The organism is Kiloniellales bacterium, assembly GCA_030064845.1.
In the GTDB taxonomy this organism is placed as follows: domain Bacteria; phylum Pseudomonadota; class Alphaproteobacteria; order Kiloniellales; family JAKSDN01; genus JASJEC01.
Genome location: JASJEC010000015.1, coordinates 1 through 23,079, shown reverse-complemented (window position 1 = coordinate 23,079; position 23,079 = coordinate 1). Strand labels below are relative to the sequence as shown.

Genomic DNA, 23,079 nt, shown 5'->3' with positions numbered 1-23,079 from the left:
CTGCGCTCTAATCGACCGTCCCGATGTAGGGCAGGTGGCGGTGCTTCTCCGCGTAGTCGATGCCGTAGCCGACCACGAAGAGGTCGGGCACCGTGAAGCCGACGAAGTCCGCCTCGAAGTCGATCTCGCGCCGGCTCGGCTTGTCAGTGAGGGCGCAGGTCCAGACCTTGCCGGCCCCCTCGGCGGAAAGCAGGTCGAGCGCCTTGGCCATGGACCGGCCGGTGTCGACGATGTCGTCGACCAGGAGGACAGGCTTGCCGGCGAGATCGCCGGGCAGCGCGCCGATCAGGCGCACCGACCCGGAGCTCTTCTTCTCCATGCCGTAGCTACTCAACCGCACGAACTCGATCTTGGGCGATAAGCCCAAGGGATGAAGGGCGCGGACCAGGTCGGCGACGAACATGAAACTGCCCTTGAGCAGTCCGACGACGAGCACGTCGCGAGGCACGACCTCCGCAATCTCGCGGGCCAGCGCCGCGACCCGGTCGGCGATCTCGGCCTCGCCGTAGAGCTTGGTAATCCGGTCGCCGCCTTCGACCGCAGTTTCCTGCCCGGACTTCACCAATCTGCCTCCCTCGTTCGCCCCCGGCTGGATAGCACAGGCGGGGCGCCTGTCTGAACCGCTTTGCGCGCAGGCCGCGGCGTCCTATCTTCCGGCAATCTGAAGGACACTTAAGCGCATGCGGCAGGAACAGCATCGTCTGAGCTTTCAGACCCGGGGCCAGGGGCTCCTCGACGTCACCGCCGAGGTGGCCGCCTGGCTCGCCAGGCAGCCCGTCCGCGACGGCCTGCTGACGCTCTTCCTGCGCCATACCTCGGCCTCACTGACGATCCAGGAGAACGCGGATCCGGACGTGCTGTTCGACCTCGAGGCCTTCTTCAAGCGATTGGTGCCCGAAGACGCGCGGCTCTACCGCCACGGCACCGAGGGGCCGGACGACATGCCGGCGCACATCAAGGCGGCGCTGACCCAGACCCAGCTCGCCATTCCCGTCGCCGAGGGAAGGCTTCTGCTCGGCACCTGGCAGGGCATCTATCTCTTTGAACACCGGGCGCGGCCGCACAGCCGCGAAATCGTCCTGCACCTGATCGGGAGCTAGCTCCCGGCGGGACGGCCGGCCGCCGGGGTCAGTCTTCGTACTTGAAGGAGACCTTCAGCTTGGCGCGGTAGACCGCGACCTTGCCGCCTTCGATCTGCATGTCGAGTTCGGAAACCCGGGCGATGCGCAGGTCGCGCAGGCTCGTCCCGGCCCGTTCGACCGCGGCGGCGGCGGCCTTCTCCCAGGAGTCTGTGCTGGTGCCGACCAGCTCTACGACCTTGTAAACGCTCTCTGCCATGGCCTTTCCTCCCCAATGCTTGCGGCCGGCGAAGGGGGCCGCCGACCCGGGCCCTGAGCCAAGACTAGCATGGAATTGAAAGCGGCGCGCAGCCGGCCGGATCAGGCGCGGGTACGTACACGTGCCAGCCGCCGGCCGGGTGTACGCGCACGCAAAGCGGCCAAGTTGCCGCCGCCGTGGCAAGAATTGCTTCTTAATGACGACAACGGCCACCCGGACGAGGGTTCCCGGCCGGGGCGTCAAGATTTTGTTGGCGGTTTTTGGACACACTGCTCGGGCTTGGTTCCGGGCCGGGCGAGGCGATCTCCCGGAACGGTTGGTCAGGCCCTGGCAAGAGCACCCCCGCGTCGATGTCGTTCCTGCGAAAACTCCTCGATTTCTCTATCTACGTCGTGGCGATCCTGGCGATCCTGGTCCCGCCGATCCTCTGGCTGCCGATGACCATCGCGCTGGTCATCACCTCCTGCATCTTCGTCGTGTCCTGCTACTTCACCATCATCAGCGTGATCTCGCCCAAGACCAAGCAGTTCGTCGAGATGGCGCGCTACATCGAGGTCAAGCACACGATCTTCGAGCCGGTGGTCGTGGTGATTTCCTTCTGCAGCCTCTGCTATCTGCTCAACCAGCTGGACAGCTCGATGTTCGTCAACATGGAGCAGAGCTCGGTGCGCGACGTGATCTGGTTCTGCCTGGACAACATCTACAAGGTTCTGCTGCTGGATTTCATGGAGGTCTACGGCTTCGCCGTCACCGAGGTGACCCACAACAGCGAAAACCTCTTCATCTCGTCCCTGGTCTTCCTGTTCCGGACGGTGCTCGGCTTCAGCATTTTCCGCGCAATCTATCTCTTCATCAAGAAGAGCCCGCACCTGGCGGGCTGACCCGAAAGTACGCTATTTGGCCAGATTTAGAGCGCTAAGATTCTGAGATTATTACACTATCCGTTCGCCAGCCGGCAGCGCCGCCGGTGGCGCCGGGCGATCATGGGCCCGGTGTCGGCCAGGTAGGCCTGCATGTGGGGCGTGCCCAGGTGGGTCTCCACCGCCGCCGCGTCGGCGTAGACCTCGTGCAGCAGGACGGTGTTGTCGCTCTCCTCGGGGACCAGGATGTCGAAGCCGAGACAGCCCGGCTCCTTGGCCAGCACGGTCTCGCGGTGCTGGGCGACCCGGGAGAGAAAGCCGTCCATGGCGCCGGGGACCAGCACGAGTTCGACGGAGAGGGCGATGGCGGACATGGCGGGTTTCCTCCTTGGGGTGATGGGCTGTGCTTCTCCCGACGCTGAGCCGGAACCTAGACCCGCAGCAGCGGGCGGCGCTTCTCGACGAAGCTCTCCAGGGCGCTGACCAGGCCGTCGAAATCCGCCTGATCGAGCGGCAGCGAGAGCGCCATGAAGCCGCGGCGGTGGATGTACTGGCCGGCGGCGAGCAGGTCGAAGTGCAGCAGGTCGCGCAAGCCGGCGTGGCTGGCCGCCGCTTCGCCGGCGTCGCGCGGCGAAGCCTCGGCGAAATGGATGTTCATGATCGAGCCCAGGCCGGTCACCCGGATCGGCACGTCCTGCTGGTCGGCCAGGCTGTTCAGGCGTTCGCGCAGGGCGTCTCCCCGCCGGTTGAGGGCGGTCAGCGCCTCGGGCGTCAGGACCCGGGTCAGGCCGGCCAGCCCGGCGGCCATGCTGCAGACGTTGTTGTTGAAGGTACCGGCGTGGGGCAGGTGGCCGGGACGGCGCGGGTCGAAGTGCGCCATCAGCTCGGCGCGCCCGCCGAAAGCCCCGGAGGAGAGGCCGCCGCCCAGGTACTTGCCCAGGGTGGTCATGTCCGGGAGGATTCCCAGCTGGTCCTGCAGGCCGCCGGGCGAGAGGCGCGAGGTCATGACCTCGTCGAAGATCAGCACGATGCCGTGGCGCGCCGCCGCGTCGCGCAGGGCCTGGAGAAAGGCCGGCTCGCCGGGAATGCAGCCGGCGCTGCCCTGCATCGGCTCGACCAGGATGGCGGCCAGGTCGGCGGCCTCCCGCTCGATCACGGCGAGGGCGGCGTCGGCGTCGTTGTAGGGCGCCGAGACGAAGGGGAAAGGCGCGTTGACGGCGACCGGCGCGCCGACCGGGAAGTTCAGCACGCCGCCGTGGTAGCCGCCGTCGAACACCATGACCTTGTCGCGGCCGGTCACGCTGCGCGCGGTGCCGAGGGCCATCAGGTTGGCCTCGGTGCCCGAATTGCAGAAGCGGACCAGGTCGATCGAGGGGATCCTACGGCAGAGCTCGGCGGCGAGCAGCGCCTCGTAGCGGCTCGGGCCGCCCAGGACCGTGCCGCCCGAGAGCGCCTCCTCGATCGCGGCGCGGATCGCCGGGTCGGAGTGGCCGTAGATGCCGGCGGTCAGCTCGCCGACGAAGTCGGTGTAGCGGTTGCCGTCGACGTCCCAGAGATAGGCGCCCTCGGCCCGCTCGATCGTGATCGGGTAGGGCGCATAGTAGATCGCCGAGCGGGTCGAGCCGCCGGGCATGGAGTTGCAGGCCTCCTCGTTCTGTGCCCGGCTGCCGGGGCTGCGGGCGATGAAGGCCGCGCGCGCCTCGTCCAGAGCCATCTCCAGGGTCAGGTTTCTCATGGTCTTCTCCCCTCTGTGCCGGGGTCAGGCCAGGACCTGGCGGCAGGTCTCGGCGAACAGCGTGACGATCTCCTCCAGCTCGCCCCGGGTCGCGTTGTAGGGCGGCGAGAGAATCGCGATGTCGCCCCGTCGCCCGTCGACGTTGCCGCCGACGGGATAGCAGATCAAGCCGTTCTCCATGGCCTGGGCGCGGATCCGGGCGAAGACCTGGCGCTCGGGGTCGAAAGGCGCCTTGCTTTCGCGGTCGGCGACGAACTCGATGCCGAGGAAGTAGCCGCGGCCCCGCACGTCGCCGACGTGGGGATGCTGGCCCAGTTCCCGCTCGAGCGCGGCGCGCAGCCAGGGGCCCTCGGCGGCGACCCGCTCCACCAGCCGCTCGCGCTCGATGATCCGCTGGACCGCAACCCCGGCGGCGCAGGCGGTGGTGTGGCCGGCGAAGGTGTGGCCGGTCATGACCTCGCCGAAGGCCGCCATGATCGCGCCGTGCAGCGCGTCCCGGTAGATCGCGGCGCCCAGGGGCAGGAACCCGGCGCCCAGGCCCTTGGCCACCGCCATGATGTCGGGCTCGACGCCGTCCTCCTCGAGGGCGCGCCAGAACCCCGTGCGGCCGACGCCGCACATGACCTCGTCGGCGATCATCAGCACGCCGTGGCGGTCGCAGACCGCGCGCATGGCCGCGGCGTAGCCCGGCGGCGCCGGCACCGCGCCGCCGGCGGCGCCGACCACAGGCTCGAAGATGAACGCGCAGACCCGCTCCGGGCCCTGACGAAGGATCTCGCGCTCCAGCTCGTCTGCGCAGTAGACCGGGATCTCTTCGGGCGCGACGCCGGGCGGCGGCCGATAGGCGTTGGCGGCGGAGACGAAGGAGGCCGGGATCAGAGCCCCTTCGAAGGGCGCGCGCCGCTGGGCGAAGCCGGAGACCGAGAGGGCGCCCAGGGTGTTGCCGTGCCAGGAGCGCTGGCGGGCGATGAAGCGCTGGCGCCGCCGTTCGCCGATCGACTGCTGGTACTGCAGCGCGATCTTGAGGCTGGATTCGACCGCCTCCGAGCCGTCGCAGACGATGACCGAATGCTTCAGGTCGCCGCCGCAGCGCTCGGCCAGGATCGCCTGCAGCTCTTCCAGCGGCTCGCTGGTGAAGGTGTAGCGGTAGCCGTGGGCGATCCGGTCGAGCTGGGCCTTGATCGCCTCGTTGACCTCTTCGTTGCCGTGCCCCAGGGCGAAGACCGAGGGGCCGCAGGACCCGTCGATGTAGCGCTTGCCGCTGCGGTCGTGGACGTAGCTGCCCTTGCCCCAGGCGACCATGGGCAGGCCTTCGGTGCTAAAGAAGCTGACGGGCTCCTGCCGGTCGTGCATCGCGAGCGCCTCTTTCCCTGGCCTTGCCGGCCCTTGCCGCAAGTATCGATGAGCTTGCGCCGGCGGACCACAGAAAAAGCTTGGAAAGGCGGCACGGAAAGCGCGAGGCTGCCTAAACGGCTCCCCGAACGCGTTCACCTCCGCTCGCCATGCAGCCTCTGACCGAAGACCAGAAAGCGCGGTTCCAGGCCGACGGTTTCCTGATTGTCGAGCAGATCATCGACCATAGCCTGGTCGAGAAGCTCCGGGCGCGCTTCGAGCGGCTGTTTCACGGCGAGTTCGAGACCGGCGTCGCGCCGGACGAGGTCAACTGGCTCTACGGACGCGACGCGCCGGACCTGACGCGCCAGATCTGCAACGGCTGGAAGGCCGACCCGGCCGTCGCCGGCGTCGTGCTGGATCCCGCGATCGGCCGCGCCCTGGCCGAACTGGCGGGCTGGCCCGGGGCCCGCGTGGTCCAGGACAATGTGATCTGGAAGCCGCCCGGCGCTCGCTCGCTCGGCTACCACCGGGATAACGCCTATCTCGGCTGGCTCGCGCCCCGGGAGATGCTGAGCTGCTGGATCGCCCTGGACGACACGACGGCGTCGGGCGGCACCATGGAGGTGGTCCGCGGCTCGCACCTCTGGCCCGAGGACGCGGCGCCGAGCGGAGCGTTCCATGCGCCGGAGGACTACCGGGCGCCCCTCGAGGCGGCGGCCCGCGCTCTCGGCCGCGCGGCGGAGATCGTGGCGGTCGAGGTGCCGGCGGGCGGCGGCCTGTTCCATCACGGCTGGACCTGGCACGGGTCGGGACCGAACCGCGGCGCGGCCGAGCGGCGCTCCCTGGTGATTCACGGCGGCTCTGCTCGGGCCCGCTTCGACCTGGCCAGGCTCGCCGAGGGCAACGGCCCGATCTACGGTCGCTACCGGCGGCTGTGCGACGACGCCATGGACGAGAATTACTTCCCCGTCACCTGGTCGACGGACGGGCATCGGACATCCGGCATCGGCTGACAGAGAGGAGAGCTTCAATGCCGCTCAGCGACTATCGGACCGCCCTGGTGACCGGCGCCTCCAGCGGCATCGGCGAGGCGGTGGTCAGGGAGCTCCGCGGCCGCGGCCTGACCGTGCACGCCGCGGCCCGGCGCGAGGACCGGCTGGCCGCCCTGGCCCGCGAGACCGGCTGCCGGCCGCTGGCGCTCGACCTGCGCGACCGCGCCGCGGTCGAGGCGGCGCTCGCCGGCCTCGAGATCGACGTTCTGGTCAACAACGCCGGGGTCGGCCGCGCCTTCGATCCGATCCACCGGGTCGATCCCGAGGACCTGGAGACCACGGTCGCGACCAATGTGGCGGCGGCGCTCCGAGTGGTGCGCACCGTGGTGCCCGGCATGGCGGAGCGGAAGCGCGGCCACATCGTCAACATCGGCTCGGTGGCCGGCCTCTATCCCATCATCTCCTCGGTCTACGGCGCCACCAAGGGGGCGATCCACCTCTTCTCCCAGAACCTTCGCATCGAGCTGCGCGGCACCGGGGTCCGGATCACCGAGATCTGCCCGGGTCGGGTGGCGACCGAGTTCTTCGACGCCGCCTTCGACGAGCCGGCCCGGCGCGACAAGATCAAGGACACCGGGATCGAGGAGCTGACCTCGGAAGACGTCGCCGGCGCCATCCTCTACGCGCTGGATGCCCCCTGGCACGTCAACGTCGGCCTGATCGAGATCACGCCGACCGAGCAGTGCTACGGCGGTACGTCTCTGACCCCGGTCGAGAAAGAGTAGCGCTCAGTCCCAGCCGACCACGTCGTAGCCGCGCTCGTCGAGGCAGCGGTTGACGAAATTGACGTGGGCCTCGCTCGGCCGCTCCTCGCGGAACAGGCTCCTGAGCAGGCCGGCCGTGGCGCCGGCGGCGGCGCCGATCACCGTACCGAGGCCCGGGCTGCCGCTGATCGCTCCGCCGACCGCGCCGCTGGCCGCCCCGATTCCGCCGCCGATCGCCGTGTCCTGGGCGATCTGGCCGGCCTTCCCAGGGTCGCGGTGCGCCCCCGCGGCGTCGGCCCGCGCACGGCAGTCCTCGATGTCCTCGTCCGCCGCCTCGCGGCCGACGACCTCGAGCTGCTCGTTTGGATAGAGAATCGGCTGCGGGCCGGCGCAGGCCGGCAAGACCAGCAGCAGGGCGAGGGCCAGGAACGGCGCGGCTCGACTCATGGGCGCATTAAAGCAGCGGCGGGGTGGCCGGTGCAATCGCCGGCTAGTCGCCGTCATCGCTCGCGGAAGGCGCCATCGAGGCCCCGGTAGAGCGGGCGCAGGAGGTAGTCCAGCAGCGACTTCTCGCCGGTGACGATGTCGGCGTCAACCACCATGCCGGCGGAAAGGCGGTTCTGGCCCGGGATCGCGCCGACGTAGTTCTGGCTTAGCTCGATGGTGCCCTTGTAGTAGGGCTCCTGCCGCTCGTCCTCGAAGGTGGTCGCGGAGAGGTGTTTCAGCCGCCCGTCGATCGACCCGAGGCGCGACAGGTCGAAGGTGGTCACCTTGACCTTGGCCGGCTGGCCGACGCGCAGGTGGCCGATGTCCTTGGGCGCGATGCGCACTTCTGCGACCAGCACGTCGTCGAGCGGCACGACCTCCATCAGGGACTCGCCCGGCCCGATCACGGCGCCCACCGTGCGGGTCGTCATCCCCTTGACGATGCCGCGTGCCGGGGACACGACGACCAGGCGGGCCGCACGGTCCCTGAGCTGGTCCGCGGACTCGCGGACCTGAGCGAGCTCGGCCGTGACCTCGCCCATCTCGGAGAGCGCCTCGTTGCGCAGCTTGGAATTGAGCTCCAACAGGCTGTTCCGGGCCTCGCCGAGCGCGGCCTTTGTCTCGACCATGCGACCCAGCACGCCGGCCAGCTCGCCCTGGGCCTCGCTCAGCGCCCGTTCGGTCTCGAGGTAGATCACGCGCGAAACCAGCCCCTTCTTGAGCAGCGTGCGGCGCATCTCCGCCTGTTCGGCGATAATCGAGACCTGCTGCTTGAGCGCCTTCTCCTGCTCGCCCATGGTCTTCAACTCGGCCTGGCGTTGGGTGATGCGCGACTGGAGAACCTTCTGCTGGCTCTCCTGGGACTCGAGCTGAAGGTCGAGGATCGCCTGCTGGTCCTGGACCAGGTCGGGATAGTCGCTGCCCATGCTGAAATCGGGTTCGCGGCCCATGACGAAGGCGCGCAACCGCTCGGCGCGCAGGGCCAGGGCGGCTTCCCGGGCCCGCGCCTGGTCGAGGTCCGAGACCGCGGCGGCCCCGTCCATCCGGATCAGGGTCTGGCCCGGCTCGACGATCTGGCCGTCCTCGACCAGGATCTCCGCGACGATGCCGCCTTCTAGGTGTTGAACCGTGTTGATCGATCCGGAGGGCACAAGCTGCCCCTGAACCACCGCGGACTCGGTGATGTCGGTGAACGCGGCGAACACGATGGAACCGGCGACCAGGACGCTGACCGCGACCAGCAGCTGGGATAGGAGCTTGGGCGGACCGCTCTCCTCGAGCACCAGCGGCTGGGCCAGGAACTTGACCAGCTTGTCGTCGCCGGGCGCGCCCGGTTCCTCGGCCGGCGGGGCCGATTTCAGCTTGCTGAACCAGTTGTGCCAGAGTGCCATGGTCAGCCCCGGCTCAACTTTTCGAGGATCTCGTCCGGCGGGCCGTCGAGCGCAACGCGCCCCGACCGGATGAGCAGCAGGCGATCGGCCATGCGCATGTGACTCGGGCGTTGGGTCACCATGACGATCGTGCTCTTGCGCTTCAGGCTCTGGATCTTGCGCTGGAAAGCCTGGTCTCCGTCGCGGTCCAGGTTGTTGGCCGGTTCGTCGAGCAGGTAGATCGGCGCCTGCTTGACGTAGGCCCGGGCCAGGATCAGGCGCTGGCGAAAGCCGCTGGGCAGCTGGTGCTGGCGGCGGTCGGTGATCCGGGTGTCGAAGCCCTCGGGCAGGGACAGCACGTCGTTGAGCAGGCCGGCGTCCAGCACGGCGCGCGCCATATCCGCGTCGCTCGCCATGGGGTTGGCGAGGCGCAGGTTCTGCTCCACCGTGCCGTGGAACAGGTGCCCGTACTGGGGCACGCAGGCGATCGCGTTACGCAGCTCGGAGACGTCGAGCTGGCGGATGTCGATGCCGTCGATCAGAACTGCGCCGGCCTGGATCGGATAGAGGCCGGCGATCAGCTTGAGCAGGGTCGACTTGCCCGAGCCGTTGGCGCCGGTGACGGCGATCAGCTCGCCCGGTGCGATCTCGAAGCTGGCCTGCACCATGGCGGGCTCGGCGCCCGGCGTGTAGCGCATCGAGACGTTGGTGAAGGTGATCTCGCCCTTGAAGGTACGCTTGCGGTCGACCACCCGGCCGGGCTCACGCTCGACCCCGAGCCGCATCAGCAGGTCGAGCTGGTGGATGCCGAACTTGACCTGCTCGAGCTTGGTCAGCGAGAGGAAACCCATCTGGAGCGGCGCGAGAATCCGCCAGATCAGGGCCATGCTGGCCACCAGGGCGCCGACGCTGATGGCGCCCGCCATCACCTGCAGCGCGCCCATCGTCAAGGTGGCGATACCGGCGGCCAGCATCAGGAGCTGCGCCAGGGTCTGAACCAGGAAGGAGAGCTGGGCGTTCTCGAAGTTGGCCATGGCCGCGCGCGCGGAACGCTCACGGTAGCGCGCGCTCCAGACTGCCTCCGCGCTGCAGGTCTTGATGGTCCGGAGATGGGACAGCATCTCGATCTGGAACGCCTGGCGGCGGGCGCGTGCGTCCCCCGCCTCGGCCACCGCGCGGCGCATCGGCGGCGTGATCAGGACCCCGAGGATCGCGAAACAGGCGATCAGAACAACTGGGATCCAGGCCATGTGCCCCGCGATGACGGCGATCACCGCGATGAAGATCAGAACGAAGGGGAGCTCCAAGACCACGCTCGCCAGCGGTCCGATGAAGAACTCCCGGACCGCCTCGAATTGGCGCAGCCGGGAGATCTGCGAGCCGATGGGCGCGCGCTCCGTCATGATGATCGGCAGGTAGAGGATCTGCTCGAACGCAGAGCGGCCGAAGATCATGTCGATGCGGGCGCCGACATAGGCCAGCAGGCGCGCCCGCAGGGTGCGCAGGGCGCCGTCGAGGACGAGGGCGAAGAGAACCCCGATGAAGAGGTGGACCAGCGTGTCGACCGATCGGCCCGGGATCACCCAGTCGTAGACCGCCATGATGAAGAGGGGAACGGCGAGGGCGAGGAGGCTGGTCAGGAAGGTGATGGCGGCCATCTGCCAGACCAGGCCTCGGAAGCGCCAGGACACCTCCTCGAACCAGGGACGGCTCTGCGCCGTCGTCCGCTGCTGTTCCTCGTCCTCGGGCCGCGTGGTGACGAAGTAGGCGGTGCCGCCGACCCCGCGCCCGTCGATCAGCTCGACCTGGTTGCTGGCGCCGTTGAAGACCTTGAAGCGCTTGCCCCGGATGCCGAGAACCACCAGCGCCGGCCCGTCGTCCTGCAGAAGCAGGCAGGGCATCAGCCGGACGTCGATCTGGCCGAGGCGCACGCGCGCCGAGCGGGTCGCGTAGTTCAGGTTGGCCAGGACGCCGCGCAGGTCGACGATGTCGAGGGTATTGGCGAAGTGCGGCAGGGCCTCGGCCAGTTGGCGCGGCGGCCCGGACCAGCCGAGCGCCTCGAGCAGCGGCATGAGGCAGGCCGCAACGTCGGAGATGGCCTCGAACCCGCCAAACTTCTGGTCGTGCATGGCCCGGCCGAGCAAGGCCCCGCGGCCGCCGGTGACGGTCTGGTCCTCGAGGGTCGCCGCGGTCATCGGGCGAGCCTCCCTTCGCCGGGCGGCCCCTCGATGCCGCGCTCGGGCGCTTTGCCCGGGCCGGACAGCAGCAGCTGGGTGCCCCGGTCCGGCTCGTGGACCAGCTTGCCCTCCCGCAGGCTGTAGACCCGGTCGGCCAGGGCCAGGAGCGAGGGGCGATGGCTGATCAGCACCATGGTCGCCTGGCGCTTCAGGCGGCCGAGCGCCATCTTCAGGACGGCATCGGCCTTGGTGTCGAAGGCGCTGTTGGCCTCGTCGAACAGGATCAGCCGCGGCTTTCTGACCAGCGCCCGCGCCATCACGATCCCCTGCTTGAGGCCCGCCGGGAGGTCGTCCTGCGCCCCGTCGCCGACCTTTGTGTGATAGCCCAGGGGCAGCCGGGTGATGACCTCGTCGAGACGCAGAAGGCGGCTCGCCTCGAGCGCTTGCTCGGTCGCGTCGCGTCCCTCGAAGAGGGTCAGGTTCTCCAGGATCGTGCCCTGGAACAGCTGCGCAGTCTGGGGCAGGTAGGCGATCTGTTCGCGCAGGCTCTTGGCGTCGCAGTCGCCGATGTCGAGGCCGTCGAACAGGACCCGGCCCGAGGTCGGCTTGAGCATGCCCATGATCAGCAAGAGCAGGGTGGTCTTGCCGGAGCCGGTATCGCCGGTAACGCCGACCGCATCGCCGGGCCGCACATCCAGGTCGAGGGCGTCGAGCAGCGGCGGGCCGCCCTCGGTGAAGGCGTAGCTCACCTGCTCGAACGAGAAGCCGCCGCTGATCTTGGGCGCCTCCCGCGCGAAGGGCTTGCTTTCAGGCACCAGATCGAAATGGGCGTCGATGCGCTCCTGGGCGAGGCCGATGTTCTGGAACAGCGGCCAGAGGCTGAGGCCGCGCAGCAGCGGCTGGACCGCCCGCCCGGCCAGCAGGGTTGAGGCCGCCAGGCCGCCGATGGTCAGCTCTCCGGCGATCACGGAGCTGGCGCCGACCGCCGCGACCGCCGCCATGATCACGTTGGTGACCAGGCCCCCCAGATTCTGCGCCGTGTTGCTGAGAAAGACGCTCCGGTAGGTGTTGCTCGCCCCGTTCTCCGTCAGCCGCTCGTAGCGGCGCTGCATCAGCGCCTCCATGGCCATCAGCTTGACGGTCTGGACGCCGGACAGGACCTCGATCATGAAGCTGTAGCGGCGGTTGTCGAGCTCAGTGCGCTCGGCCAGCGTGGTCCGCAGGCGGCGCCCGATCACCATGGCGGCGAAGCCGAGCAGCCCGAGCAGGGCCAGGGGGACCAGGACCAGAGCCCCGCCGATGAACCAGATCAGGGCCAGGAACAGACCGACGAAAGGCAGATCGATCATCACCAGGCGGGCCTGGCCGGCGAGGTACTCGCGCATCTGGTCGACCGCCTGGATGCGTTCGAGGTGGGCGCCGGCGGAGATGGACTCGATCGTGCGGAGGTCACAGCCCAGAAGGCGGTCGACCATGCGGCAGGCGGTCTGGTGCTCGTAGCGGGCGGCGTTCCAGCCGGTGATGTAGGACCGGGCCGTGCGGAAGAAACCGTCGAGCAGGAGGACCATACAGAGGCTCAGGCTCAAGGCTGACAGGGTCTCGTAGGACTGGTTGGGCAGGATCCGGTCGTAGATCTGCAGGATCACGATCGGCAGGCCGAGCGAGAGCAGGTTCACGGCGACGGACGCCAGCAGCACGCTGGTCTCCAGGCGCGGCGCAGGCGGCGCCCCCGCCGCGCCCCGGGACCAGGCCGCACCTTGCGAACCCCGCGTCATGGACAACTCTTGACCCAAGGTCTTCCTCTCACCATGGGCTATCAGCATAGTAAAAAAAGACTATGTCAAAGCCCAGAAACACCTAAAATTGTGACTTCGTACGATTTCGTTTTGGTTAACGACGTGAAAAGCTAAACCTCGATAAAAACAAGTTTTTTTGGGAGATCGCCCGCGCGCAAAATTTTATCTGAAATTCTGAGGTATAAATACTTTAGTTAGTAAAGATTAAGTATTGGGGGCAGTTGTTTCTTAAGCTCTTAATGCAAAAATACGACAATCTAAGTGGTATTGGCGCGACCGAGATCAACTCATCGCCAGGCTTGTCGGGGAACTCGGGTGACGGCCGCGGTGGATAGCCCGCACCCGGACAGGAGAGCAGTGAATGGAGGACAAAGGGCCCAAGCCCGAGGATCAGCGGGCGCCCAAGGATGAAGCATCGTCGGATGCCGAGAAAGCGCAGCTGAACCACGGCGCCGATGAGCCGGATATCCTCGATGTTCCCACGACGCCCGCCGACCTAGAGGAGGAGGCCCGCGAGCCGGTCGAGGACACGCCGGTCGTCGAGGAACAGGTTGCCAACCCCAACCTGCACTACGGCAGCCAGGTCGAGGCCGAGGCCTTCAAGGACGCGGCGCAAGGGGCCGCCGCGCCGCAGGTCGATCTCCCGACCGTCGAAGTGCCTGAGGGCGAGAGTGAGCCGACTCCCGATGCGTCGGCCGAAGAGCCGCCGCAGTTCCAGAATCAGGGGTTTGGCGACATCCGGGGGGTCGATACCTCTCCCGTGTTCTCCTCCGGCTCGCCCAGGCGCACCGTTGAGGCCGAGGGACGATCCGGCCCTGAAGGCGACGCCCCCATCGCCCGGAACTTCAGGAGCGCGACTAACGGTGACGCCGAGGCTTCGGATACGGCTACCGTCGCCCCGGCCGCCGCCGGCACGGCCGGACCGTCCGCCGCCCCACAACAGTCAAGCTCGGCCGCGGCGAGCACCCTTGAGATCACGGGCGGCACGATCGGCGAGAACGCGCCCGACAGCACCCCGGTCGGCACTGTCACCGTCGCCGACCCCGTCGCGGGCGAGACCTACAGCTTCGCGTTGAGCAATGACGCTGGCGGGCGTTTCGCGATCGACCAGGTCAGCGGCGTGATCACCGTGGCCGATGGCACCTTGCTGGACTACGAGACCGTGACGGCCCATACGATCGGCGTCGTGGTCACCGACACCGGCGGGGCGACCGTCGCCCAGAGCTTCAGCGTAAGCCTGAACGACGACACCTCGGAGTTCACGGCGTCGGCGATTTCCGACAGCGACCCGGCAGCCGACACCGTTTCCGAGAGTGCAGCTGACGGGGCGTCGGTCGGCATTACCGCGCTGGCCACCGACGCGGACGCCAGCGATACGGTGAGCTACAGCCTGTCGGACGACGCTGGCGGCCGCTTCGTGATCGACGGCACCACAGGCGTGATCAGTGTCGCCGACAGCTCGTTGCTCGACTACGAGTCGGCGACGTCCCATACCGTCGAGGTCACCGCGACCTCCACCGACGGCTCCTTCTCGACGCAGAACTTCACGGTCAACCTAACCGACGACACCACCGAGGCCGCGGTCGGCCCCGTCTCAGACAGCAACGCCTCGGCGAACAGCGTCTCCGAGAGCGCGGCCAACGGCACGGTCGTCGGCGTGACTGCGCTCGCCACGGATGCCGACGCGACCGACACCATCAGCTACAGCCTGTCGGACGACGCCGGCGGGCGCTTTGCGGTCGACAGCACCACCGGCGTGGTGACGGTGGCGGATAATACGCTGCTCGACTACGAGGCGGACACGTCGCACACCGTCCAGGTTACGGCGACCTCGACCGATGGCTCGACCTCGGTCCAGACCTTCACCGTCAACCTGACCGACGACACGGCCGAGGCCACCGTCGGGCCGGTCACCGACGACAACGCCGAGGCCAACACGATCTCCGAGAGCGCCGCCAACGGCGCGGCGGTCGGCATCACGGCGCTCGCGACCGATGCGGATGCGACGGACTCGGTCACCTACAGCCTCTCTAACAACGCCGGCGGGCGCTTCGCCATCGACGGCACCACCGGCGTCATCACGGTCGCGAACAGCAGCCTGCTGGACTACGAGACGGCGACCAGCCACACCGTCGAGGTCACGGCGACCTCGACCGACGGCTCGACCAGCGTCCAGAGCTTCACCGTCAACCTGACCGACGACACGGCCGAGGCCGGCGTCGGGCCGATCACTGACAGCAATGCCTCGTCGAATACGATCTCCGAGAGCGCGGTCAACGGCACGGCCGTGGGCATCACGGCCCTGGCGGACGATGCCGACGCCAGCGACACCGTGAGCTATAGCCTCTCCGAGGACGCCGGCGGGCGCTTTGCCATCGACGGCACGACCGGCGTCATCACCGTCGCAGACAGTAGCCAGCTCGACTACGAGGCCGCGACCAGCCACACCGTCGAGGTCACGGCGACCTCGACCGACGGTTCCACCTCGGTGCAGAGCTTCACGGTCAACCTGACGGACGACACGGCGGAGGCCGCGGTCGGTCCGGTCACCGACGCCAACGCCTCGGCCAATACCATCTCCGAGAGCGCGGTGAACGGCACCGCCGTCGGCGTCACCGCGCTGGCCACCGACGCCGATGCAACGGATACGGTCTCCTACAGCCTGTCGAACGACGCCGGCGGGCGCTTCGCCATCGACGGCACGACCGGCGTCATCACTGTCGCTGACAGTAGCCAACTCGACTACGAGGCCGCCACATTCCACATCGTCGAGGTCACGGCGACCTCGACCGACGGCTCGACCTCGGTGCAGAGCTTCACGGTCAACCTGACGGACGACACGGCGGAAGCGGCGGTCGGACCGGTCTCCGACAGCAACGCGGTAGCAAACACGATCTCCGAGGACACCGCCAACGGCACCGCCGTCCACATCACGGCCCTCGCGACCGACGCGGACGCGAGCGACACGGTTAGCTATGCTCTGAGCGACGACGCGAGCGGGCGTTTCGCCATCGACAGCAGCACCGGTGTCGTCACCGTCGCCGACAATACGCTGCTCGACTACGAGACCGCCACTTCCCACACCATCGAGATCACGGCGACCTCGACCGACGGCTCGACCTCGGTGCAGAGCTTCACGATCAACCTGACCGACGACACGGCGGAGGCCGCGGTCGGGCCGGTCACCGACGCCAACGCCGAGGCCAACACGATCTCGGAGACCGTGGCCAACGGCACGGCGGTGGGGATCACAGCGTTGGCCACCGACGCCGACGCGACGGATACGGTCTCCTACAGCCTGTCGAACAACGCCGGCGGGCGCTTCGCCATCGACGGCACCACCGGCGTCATCACGGTTGCGAACAGCAGCCTGCTGGACTACGAGTCGGCGACCAGCCACACCGTCGAGGTCACGGCGACCTCGACCGACGGCTCGACCAGCGTCCAGAGCTTCACGGTCAACCTGACCGACGACACGGCGGAGGCCCAGGTCGGTCCGGTCACCGACAGCAACGCCTCGGCCAACACGGTCTCCGAAAGCGCGGTCAACGGCACGGCGGTCGGCGTCACCGCGCTCGCGGTCGACGCGGACGCGACCGACACGGTGAGCTACAGCCTCTCCGACGACGCCGGCGGGCGCTTTGCCATCGACGGCACGACCGGCGTCATTACCGTCGCTGACAGCAGCCAGCTCGACTACGAGGCCGCGACGAGCCATACGGTGGAAGTCACCGCGACCTCGACCGACGGCTCGACCTCGGTCCAGAGCTTCACGGTCAACCTGACCGACGACACGGCGGAGGCCGCGGTCGGCCCCGTTTCCGACAGCAACGCTTCCGCCAACACGATCTCCGAGAGCGCGGTGAACGGTACCGCCGTCGGCGTCACAGCCCTGGCGACCGACGCCGATGCCAGCGACACGGTGAGCTACAGCCTGTCGAACGACGCCGGCGGGCGCTTCGCCATCGACGCCAGCACCGGCGTGATCACGGTTGCCGACAGCAGCCAGCTCGACTACGAGGCGGCCACCTCGCACAGCGTCGAGGTCACGGCGACCTCGACCGACGGCTCGACCTCGGTGCAGAGCTTCACCATCAACCTGACCGACGACACGGCGGAGGCCCAGGTCGGGCCGGTCACCGACAGCAACGCGGTGGCCAACACGATCTCCGAGAGCGCCGCCAATGGCACCCAGGTCCACATCACCGCGCGCGCCACCGACGCCGACGCGACGGACTCGGTCAGCTACAGTCTCTCCGACGACGCCGGTGGGCGCTTCGCCATCGACAGCACCACCGGCGTGATCACGGTCGCTGACAGCAGCCAGCTCGACTACGAGGCGGCGACGTCGCATACCCTCGAGGTGACCGCGACCTCGACCGACGGCTCGACCTCGGTGCAGAGCTTCACCGTCAACCTGACCGACGACACGGCCGAGGCCCAGGTCGGCCCGGTCACCGACAGCAACGCGGTGGCCAACACGGTTTCCGAGAGCGCGGCCAACGGCACCGCGGTCGGGATCACCGCCCTGGCTTCCGACGCCGACGCGACCGACACGGTGAGCTACAGCCTGTCGAACGACGCCGGCGGCCGTTTCGCCATCGACGCCAGCACCGGCGTGATCACGGTCGCCGACGGCGACCTGCTCGACTACGAGACCGCGACCTCCCACACCGTGGAGGTGACGGCGACCTCGACCGACGGCTCGACCTCGGTGCAGAGCTTCACGGTCAACCTGACCGACGATCCCGCGGAGGACGGCGTCGGGCCGATCTCGGACAGCAACGCCTCTGAGAACAGCGTTTCGGAGAGCGCGGTCAACGGTACCGCGGTCGGCATCACCGCGCTCGCGAGCGATCCCGACATTGGCGACACGGTCAGCTACAGCCTGTCGAACGATGCGGGCGGACGCTTCGCCATCGACGGCACGACCGGCGTCATCACCGTCGCAGACAGTAGCCAGCTCGACTACGAGGCGGCGACCAGCCACACCGTCGAGGTGACCGCGACCTCGACCGACGGTTCGACCTCGACCCAGAGCTTCACGGTCAACCTGACCGACGATACGAGCGAGGCCCAGGTCGGTCCGGTCACCGACAGCAACGCCTCGGCCAACACGGTCTCAGAGAGCGCGGTCAACGGCACCGCGGTCGGGATCACCGCCCTGGCTTCCGACGCCGACGCGACCGACACGGTCAGCTACAGCCTGTCCGACAACGCCGGCGGCCGCTTCGCCATCGACGCCAGCAGCGGCGTCATCAGCGTCGCTGACAACTCCCTGCTCGACTACGAGACGGCGACCTCCCACACGTTGGAGGTGACCGCGACCTCGACCGACGGCTCGACCAGCGTCCAGAGCTTCACGGTCAACCTGACCGACGACACCGCCGAGGCCGGCGTCGGGCCGATCTCGGACAGCAACGCCTCGACCAACAGCGTCTCGGAGAGCGCGGCCAACGGCACGGCGGTGGGCGTCACCGCGCTCGCCACCGACGCCGACGCCACCGACACAGTCAGCTACAGCCTGTCGGACGACGCCAGCGGGCGCTTCGCCATCGACGCCAGCACCGGCGTGATCACGGTCGCCGACAGCAGCCAGCTCGACTACGAGGCGGCGACGTCGCATACCCTCGAGGTCACCGCGACCAGCACCGACGGCTCGACCAGCATCCAGAGCTTCACTGTCAACCTGACCGACGACACGAGCGAGGCCCAGGTCGGGCCGGTCACCGACAGCAACACGTCGGCCAACACGGTCGCCGAGAACGCTGCCAACGGCACGGCCGTCGGCATCACCGCGCTGGCCGCCGACGCTGACGCGACGGACTCGGTCAGCTACAGCCTCTCGAACAACGCAGGCGGGCGCTTCGCCATCGACGGCACGACCGGCATCATCACGGTCGCCGACAACTCCCTGCTCGACTACGAAGCGGCGCCGAGCCACACCGTCGAGGTGACCGCGACCTCGACCGACGGCTCGACCTCGGTCCAGAGCTTCACCGTCAACCTGACCGACGACACCTCGGAATCCGCCGTCGGCGCGATCTCCGACAGCAACGCCGCGGCGAACAGCGTTTCCGAGAGCGCGGTCAACGGCACCGCGGTCGGGATTACCGCCTTGGCTTCCGACGACGACGAGACCGACACGGTCAGCTATTCGCTCAGCAACGACGCCGGCGGGCGCTTCGACATCGACGCCAGCACCGGCGTTATCACCGTCGCGGACAACACGCTGCTCGACTATGAGACCGCCACCAGCCACACGGTGGAGGTGACCGCCACCTCGACCGACGGCTCGACTTCGGTCCAGAGCTTCACCGTCAACCTGACCGACGACACTCTGGAAGCGAGCGTCGGCGCGGTCTCCGACAGCAATGCGGCCGCCAACACCATCTCGGAGAGCGCGGTCAACGGCACCGCCGTGGGCATCACCGCGCTCGCCACCGATGCCGACCCCGGCGACACGGTGAGCTACAGCCTGTCGGACGATGCGGGCGGGCGCTTCGCCATCGACGGCACGACCGGCGTCATCACCGTCGCAGACAGTAGCCAGCTCGACTACGAGAGCGCGACCAGCCACACCGTCGAGGTGACCGCGACCTCGACCGACGGTTCGACCTCGACCCAGAGCTTCACGGTCAACCTGACCGACGACACGAGCGAGGCCCAGGTCGGGCCGGTCACCGACAGCAACGCCTCGGCCAACACGGTCTCCGAGAGCGCGGTCAACGGCACCGCCGTCGGCGTCACTGCGCTCGCCACCGACGCCGACGCGACCGACACGGTCAGCTATTCGCTCAGCGACGACGCCGGCGGGCGCTTCGCCATCGACGGCACGACCGGCGTCATCACGGTCGCCGACAGCAGCCAACTCGATTACGAGACCGCGACCAGCCACACGGTCGAAGTCACGGCGACCTCGACCGACGGCTCGACCAGCGTCCAAAGCTTCACCGTCAACCTGACCGACGACACCTCGGAGTCCGCGGTCGGCCCGGTCTCCGACAGCAGCGCCGCGGCCAACGAGATCTCCGAGCTGGCTTCCAACGGAACCGCGGTCGGCGTGACCGCCCTGGCGGCCGACGCCGATCCGACCGATACGGTCACCTACAGCCTGAGCGACAACGCCGGCGGGCGCTTCGCGATCGACGGCACGACCGGCGTGATCACGGTCGCGAACAACACCCTGCTCGACTACGAGACGGACACGTCTCACACCGTCCAGGTTACGGCGACGAGCACCGACGGCTCCACAGCGGTCCAGAACTTCACGATCAACATTCTCGATGCCGACGAATCCTCGGTCGGAGCGATCTCCGACACCGACGCGGCGGCCGAGCAGGTATCGGAGTCGGCCGTCGACGGCACGACCGTCGGCGTGACAGCCTTCGCGACCGATCCGGATGGCACCGACACGGTCAGCTACAGCCTGAGCGACGACGCCGGCGGGCGCTTCGAGATCGACAGCAACAGCGGCGTCGTGACCGTCGCCGACAGCGCGTCGCTGGACTACGAGACCGCGACCTCCCACACCATCGAGGTCACGGCGACGAGCACCGACGGCAGCACCAATGTCCGCAGCTTCACCATCAACCTGACCGACGATACCTCCGAGTACTCGGTCGGGGCCGTCTCCGACAGCGACGCGGCGGCGAACACGGTTTCCGAGAGCGCGGCGAACGGGACGGCGGTCGGCATCACCGCCCTCGCAGCCGATGCCGACGGCACCGACACGGTCACCTACAGCCTGAGCGACGACGCCGGCGGGCGCTTCGCGATCGACGGCAACACCGGCGTGATCACGGTCGCCGACAGCAGCCAGCTCGACTACGAGGCGGCGACCTCGCATACCCTCGAGGTCACCGCGACCTCGACCGACGGCTCGACCAGCGTCCAGAGCTTCACGGTCAACCTGACCGACGACACGTCCGAGGCCCAGGTCGGCGCGATCTCCGACAGCAACGCCTCGGCCAACACGGTCTCCGAAAGCGCGGTCAACGGCACGGCGGTCGGCGTCACCGCGCTCGCGGTCGACGCGGATCCGACCGACACCGTCAGCTACTCCTTGAGCGACGACGCCGGCGGGCGCTTCGCCATCGACGGAACGACCGGCGTCATCACCGTCGCTGACAGCAGCCAGCTCGATTACGAGAGCGCGACCAGCCACACCGTCGAGGTCACGGCGACCTCGACCGACGGCTCGACCTCGGTGCAGAGCTTCACGGTCAACTTGACCGACGACACGAGCGAGGCCCAGGTCGGCGCGATCTCCGACAGCAATGCGGCGGCCAACACGGTCTCCGAGAGCGCGGTCAACGGCACGGCGGTCGGCGTCACTGCGCTCGCCACCGACGCCGACGTGACCGACACGGTGAGCTATTCGCTCAGCGACGATGCCAGCGGGCGCTTCGCCATCGACGGCACGACCGGCGTCATCACGGTCGCCGACAGCAGCCAGCTCGACTACGAGACCGCGACCTCGCACACCGTCGAGGTCACCGCGACCTCGACCGACGGCTCGACCTCGGTGCAGTCCTTCACGATCAACCTGAGCGACGATGCGTCGGAGGCCTCGGTCGGCCCGGTCACCGACAGCAACGCGGCCGCGAACAGCGTTTCCGAGAGCGCCCCCAACGGCACGGCAGTCGGCGTCACCGCGCTCGCGACCGATGCCGACGGCAGCGACACCGTTTCCTACAGCTTGACCAACAACGCCGGCGGGCGCTTCGCCATCGACGCCAGCACCGGCGTGATCAACGTCGCCGACAACTCGTTGCTCGACTATGAGACCGCGACCAGCCACACGGTCGAAGTGACCGCGACCTCGACCGACGGCTCGACCTCGGTCCAGAGCTTCACCGTCAACCTGACCGACGACACGAGCGAGGCCCAGGTCGGCGCAATCTCCGACAGCAACGCCTCGGCGAACACGGTCTCGGAGAGCGCGGTCAACGGCACGGCCGTCGGCGTCACTGCGCTCGCCACCGACGCCGATGCGACCGACACGGTCAGCTATTCGCTCAGCGACGACGCCGGCGGGCGCTTCGCGATCGACGGAACGACCGGCGTCATCACCGTCGCCGACAGCAGCCAGCTCGACTACGAGAGCGCGACCAGCCACACGGTGGAGGTCACGGCGACCTCGACCGACGGCTCGACCAGCGTCCAGAGCTTCACCGTCAACCTGACCGACGATACCGCCGAGTCCGCGGTCGGAGCGGTCTCCGACGCCAATGCCGGGGCCAACACCATTTCCGAGAGCGCGGCCAACGGCGCCGCCGTCGGCATCACGGCGCTCGCCAACGACGCCGACGCGACGGACACGGTAAGCTATTCGCTCAGCGACGACGCCGGCGGGCGCTTCGACATCGACGCCGGCACCGGCGTTATCACCGTCGCGGACAACACGCTGCTCGACTACGAGACCGCCACCAGCCACACGGTGGAGGTGACCGCGACCAGCACCGACGGTTCGACCTCGGTGCAGAGCTTCACGGTCAACCTGACCGACGACACGAGCGAGGCCCAGGTCGGCGCGATCTCCGACAGCAACGCCTCGGCCAACACGGTCTCCGAGAGCGCGACCAACGGCACCGCGGTCGGCATCACCGCGCTCGCCGCCGACGCCGACGCGACCGACACGGTGAGCTATTCACTCTCCGACGACGCGGGCGGGCGCTTCGCCATCGACGGCACGACCGGCGTGATCACGGTCGCCGACGGCGACCTGCTCGACTACGAGACCGCGACCAGCCATACGGTGGAGGTCACCGCGACCTCGACCGACGGCTCGACTAGCGTGCAGAGCTTCACGGTCAACCTGACCGACGACACAGCGGAGGCCGCGGTCGGCCCGGTTTCCGACGCCAACGCCTCGGCCAACACCATTTCCGAGAGCGCAATCAACGGCACGGCGGTCGGCGTCACCGCACTGGCGACCGACGCCGATGCCAGCGACACGGTGAGCTACAGCCTGTCGGACGACGCGGGCGGGCGCTTCGCCATCGACGCCAGCACCGGCGTGGTCACGGTCGCGAACAGCAGCCTGCTCGACTACGAGACCGCGACCAGCCATACCGTCGAGGTCACCGCGACCTCGACCGATGGCTCCACCTCGGTGCAGAGCTTCACGGTCAACCTGACCGACGACACCGCCGAGTCCGCGGTCGGACCGGTCTCCGACAGCAACGCTTCGGCGAACACCATTTCCGAGAGTGCTGTCAACG

General features: G+C 68.4%; 14 protein-coding genes. 5 read left to right on the top strand and 9 right to left on the bottom strand.

Translation table 11 applies throughout. From position 1 onward, the window contains the following. Window positions 1-7 precede the first annotated feature (7 nt). A complete protein-coding gene (hpt, locus tag QNJ67_08055) occupies window positions 8-562 on the bottom strand; it encodes a hypoxanthine phosphoribosyltransferase (GenBank protein MDJ0608918.1) in 555 nt (184 codons plus the stop codon). A gap of 118 nt (window positions 563-680) precedes the next feature. On the opposite strand from hpt, the gene QNJ67_08050 reads away from it, so the two are divergent. Continuing rightward, window positions 681-1,100: a secondary thiamine-phosphate synthase enzyme YjbQ gene (locus QNJ67_08050; GenBank protein MDJ0608917.1), complete on the top strand. Its 420-nt coding sequence runs from the start codon at window positions 681-683 to the stop codon at window positions 1,098-1,100. Between the two features lie 28 nt (window positions 1,101-1,128). Here QNJ67_08050 and QNJ67_08045 read toward each other — a convergent pair whose 3' ends face one another. After that, window positions 1,129-1,338, bottom strand: a complete 210-nt coding sequence (locus tag QNJ67_08045; GenBank protein MDJ0608916.1) for a dodecin family protein — start codon at window positions 1,336-1,338, stop codon at window positions 1,129-1,131. A gap of 350 nt (window positions 1,339-1,688) precedes the next feature. On the opposite strand from QNJ67_08045, the gene QNJ67_08040 reads away from it, so the two are divergent. Continuing rightward, window positions 1,689-2,219: a hypothetical protein gene (locus QNJ67_08040; protein ID MDJ0608915.1), complete on the top strand. Its 531-nt coding sequence runs from the start codon at window positions 1,689-1,691 to the stop codon at window positions 2,217-2,219. Between the two features lie 56 nt (window positions 2,220-2,275). Here QNJ67_08040 and QNJ67_08035 read toward each other — a convergent pair whose 3' ends face one another. Genes QNJ67_08035 through QNJ67_08025 form a run of 3 tightly spaced genes read right to left on the bottom strand, consistent with a single transcriptional unit; the run spans window position 2,276 to window position 5,286 of the window. Next, complete coding sequence (locus QNJ67_08035) at window positions 2,276-2,572, bottom strand: putative quinol monooxygenase (GenBank protein MDJ0608914.1); 297 nt, start codon at window positions 2,570-2,572, stop codon at window positions 2,276-2,278. A 56-nt stretch (window positions 2,573-2,628) separates the two neighbouring features. Then, window positions 2,629-3,933 carry an aspartate aminotransferase family protein gene (locus QNJ67_08030; GenBank protein ID MDJ0608913.1) on the bottom strand — a complete coding sequence of 435 codons (1,305 nt, stop codon included), beginning with the start codon at window positions 3,931-3,933 and terminating at the stop codon, window positions 2,629-2,631. Window positions 3,934-3,957: 24 nt separating this feature from the next. Continuing rightward, on the bottom strand, window positions 3,958-5,286 hold the full coding sequence (locus QNJ67_08025) for an aspartate aminotransferase family protein (protein ID MDJ0608912.1): 1,329 nt from the start codon (window positions 5,284-5,286) through the stop codon (window positions 3,958-3,960). Window positions 5,287-5,435: 149 nt separating this feature from the next. On the opposite strand from QNJ67_08025, the gene QNJ67_08020 reads away from it, so the two are divergent. Beyond that, window positions 5,436-6,281 (top strand): phytanoyl-CoA dioxygenase family protein, encoded by an 846-nt coding sequence (locus tag QNJ67_08020; protein ID MDJ0608911.1) that lies wholly within the window; start codon window positions 5,436-5,438, stop codon window positions 6,279-6,281. A 17-nt stretch (window positions 6,282-6,298) separates the two neighbouring features. Beyond that, window positions 6,299-7,045, top strand: a complete 747-nt coding sequence (locus QNJ67_08015; protein MDJ0608910.1) for an SDR family oxidoreductase — start codon at window positions 6,299-6,301, stop codon at window positions 7,043-7,045. 3 nt (window positions 7,046-7,048) lie between these two features. Here the strand turns inward: QNJ67_08015 and QNJ67_08010 are convergent, their stop codons facing one another. Genes QNJ67_08010 through QNJ67_07995 form a run of 4 tightly spaced genes read right to left on the bottom strand, consistent with a single transcriptional unit; the run spans window position 7,049 to window position 12,832 of the window. Continuing rightward, a complete protein-coding gene (locus QNJ67_08010; GenBank protein ID MDJ0608909.1) occupies window positions 7,049-7,471 on the bottom strand; it encodes a glycine zipper family protein in 423 nt (140 codons plus the stop codon). Between the two features lie 53 nt (window positions 7,472-7,524). Beyond that, window positions 7,525-8,901 carry an HlyD family type I secretion periplasmic adaptor subunit gene (locus QNJ67_08005; protein ID MDJ0608908.1) on the bottom strand — a complete coding sequence of 459 codons (1,377 nt, stop codon included), beginning with the start codon at window positions 8,899-8,901 and terminating at the stop codon, window positions 7,525-7,527. 2 nt (window positions 8,902-8,903) lie between these two features. Continuing rightward, on the bottom strand, window positions 8,904-11,075 hold the full coding sequence (locus tag QNJ67_08000; GenBank protein MDJ0608907.1) for a peptidase domain-containing ABC transporter: 2,172 nt from the start codon (window positions 11,073-11,075) through the stop codon (window positions 8,904-8,906). Continuing rightward, the gene (locus tag QNJ67_07995) at window positions 11,072-12,832 is read right to left on the bottom strand and encodes an ABC transporter transmembrane domain-containing protein (GenBank protein MDJ0608906.1); all 1,761 of its coding nucleotides are present in this window, start codon (window positions 12,830-12,832) and stop codon (window positions 11,072-11,074) included. Before QNJ67_07995 ends, QNJ67_08000 begins: the two co-directional genes overlap by 4 nt. Before the next feature lie 382 nt (window positions 12,833-13,214). Here QNJ67_07995 and QNJ67_07990 point away from each other — a divergent pair. After that, window positions 13,215-23,079 (top strand): cadherin repeat domain-containing protein (locus tag QNJ67_07990; GenBank protein ID MDJ0608905.1); only part of this gene is annotated, 9,865 nt, incomplete at its 3' end.

What these genes read in the sequence shown, in the direction of transcription:
- QNJ67_08050 (MDJ0608917.1), top strand. Translation starts at nt 681, where the DNA reads ATGCGGCAGGAACAGCATCGTCTGAGCTTTCAGACCCGGGGCCAGGGG.
- QNJ67_08045 (MDJ0608916.1), bottom strand. Translation starts at nt 1,338, where the DNA reads ATGGCAGAGAGCGTTTACAAGGTCGTAGAGCTGGTCGGCACCAGCACA.
- QNJ67_08040 (MDJ0608915.1), top strand. Translation starts at nt 1,689, where the DNA reads ATGTCGTTCCTGCGAAAACTCCTCGATTTCTCTATCTACGTCGTGGCG.
- QNJ67_08035 (MDJ0608914.1), bottom strand. Translation starts at nt 2,572, where the DNA reads ATGTCCGCCATCGCCCTCTCCGTCGAACTCGTGCTGGTCCCCGGCGCC.
- QNJ67_08030 (MDJ0608913.1), bottom strand. Translation starts at nt 3,933, where the DNA reads ATGAGAAACCTGACCCTGGAGATGGCTCTGGACGAGGCGCGCGCGGCC.
- QNJ67_08025 (MDJ0608912.1), bottom strand. Translation starts at nt 5,286, where the DNA reads ATGCACGACCGGCAGGAGCCCGTCAGCTTCTTTAGCACCGAAGGCCTG.
- QNJ67_08020 (MDJ0608911.1), top strand. Translation starts at nt 5,436, where the DNA reads ATGCAGCCTCTGACCGAAGACCAGAAAGCGCGGTTCCAGGCCGACGGT.
- QNJ67_08015 (MDJ0608910.1), top strand. Translation starts at nt 6,299, where the DNA reads ATGCCGCTCAGCGACTATCGGACCGCCCTGGTGACCGGCGCCTCCAGC.
- QNJ67_08010 (MDJ0608909.1), bottom strand. Translation starts at nt 7,471, where the DNA reads ATGAGTCGAGCCGCGCCGTTCCTGGCCCTCGCCCTGCTGCTGGTCTTG.
- QNJ67_08005 (MDJ0608908.1), bottom strand. Translation starts at nt 8,901, where the DNA reads ATGGCACTCTGGCACAACTGGTTCAGCAAGCTGAAATCGGCCCCGCCG.
- QNJ67_08000 (MDJ0608907.1), bottom strand. Translation starts at nt 11,075, where the DNA reads ATGACCGCGGCGACCCTCGAGGACCAGACCGTCACCGGCGGCCGCGGG.
- QNJ67_07995 (MDJ0608906.1), bottom strand. Translation starts at nt 12,832, where the DNA reads ATGACGCGGGGTTCGCAAGGTGCGGCCTGGTCCCGGGGCGCGGCGGGG.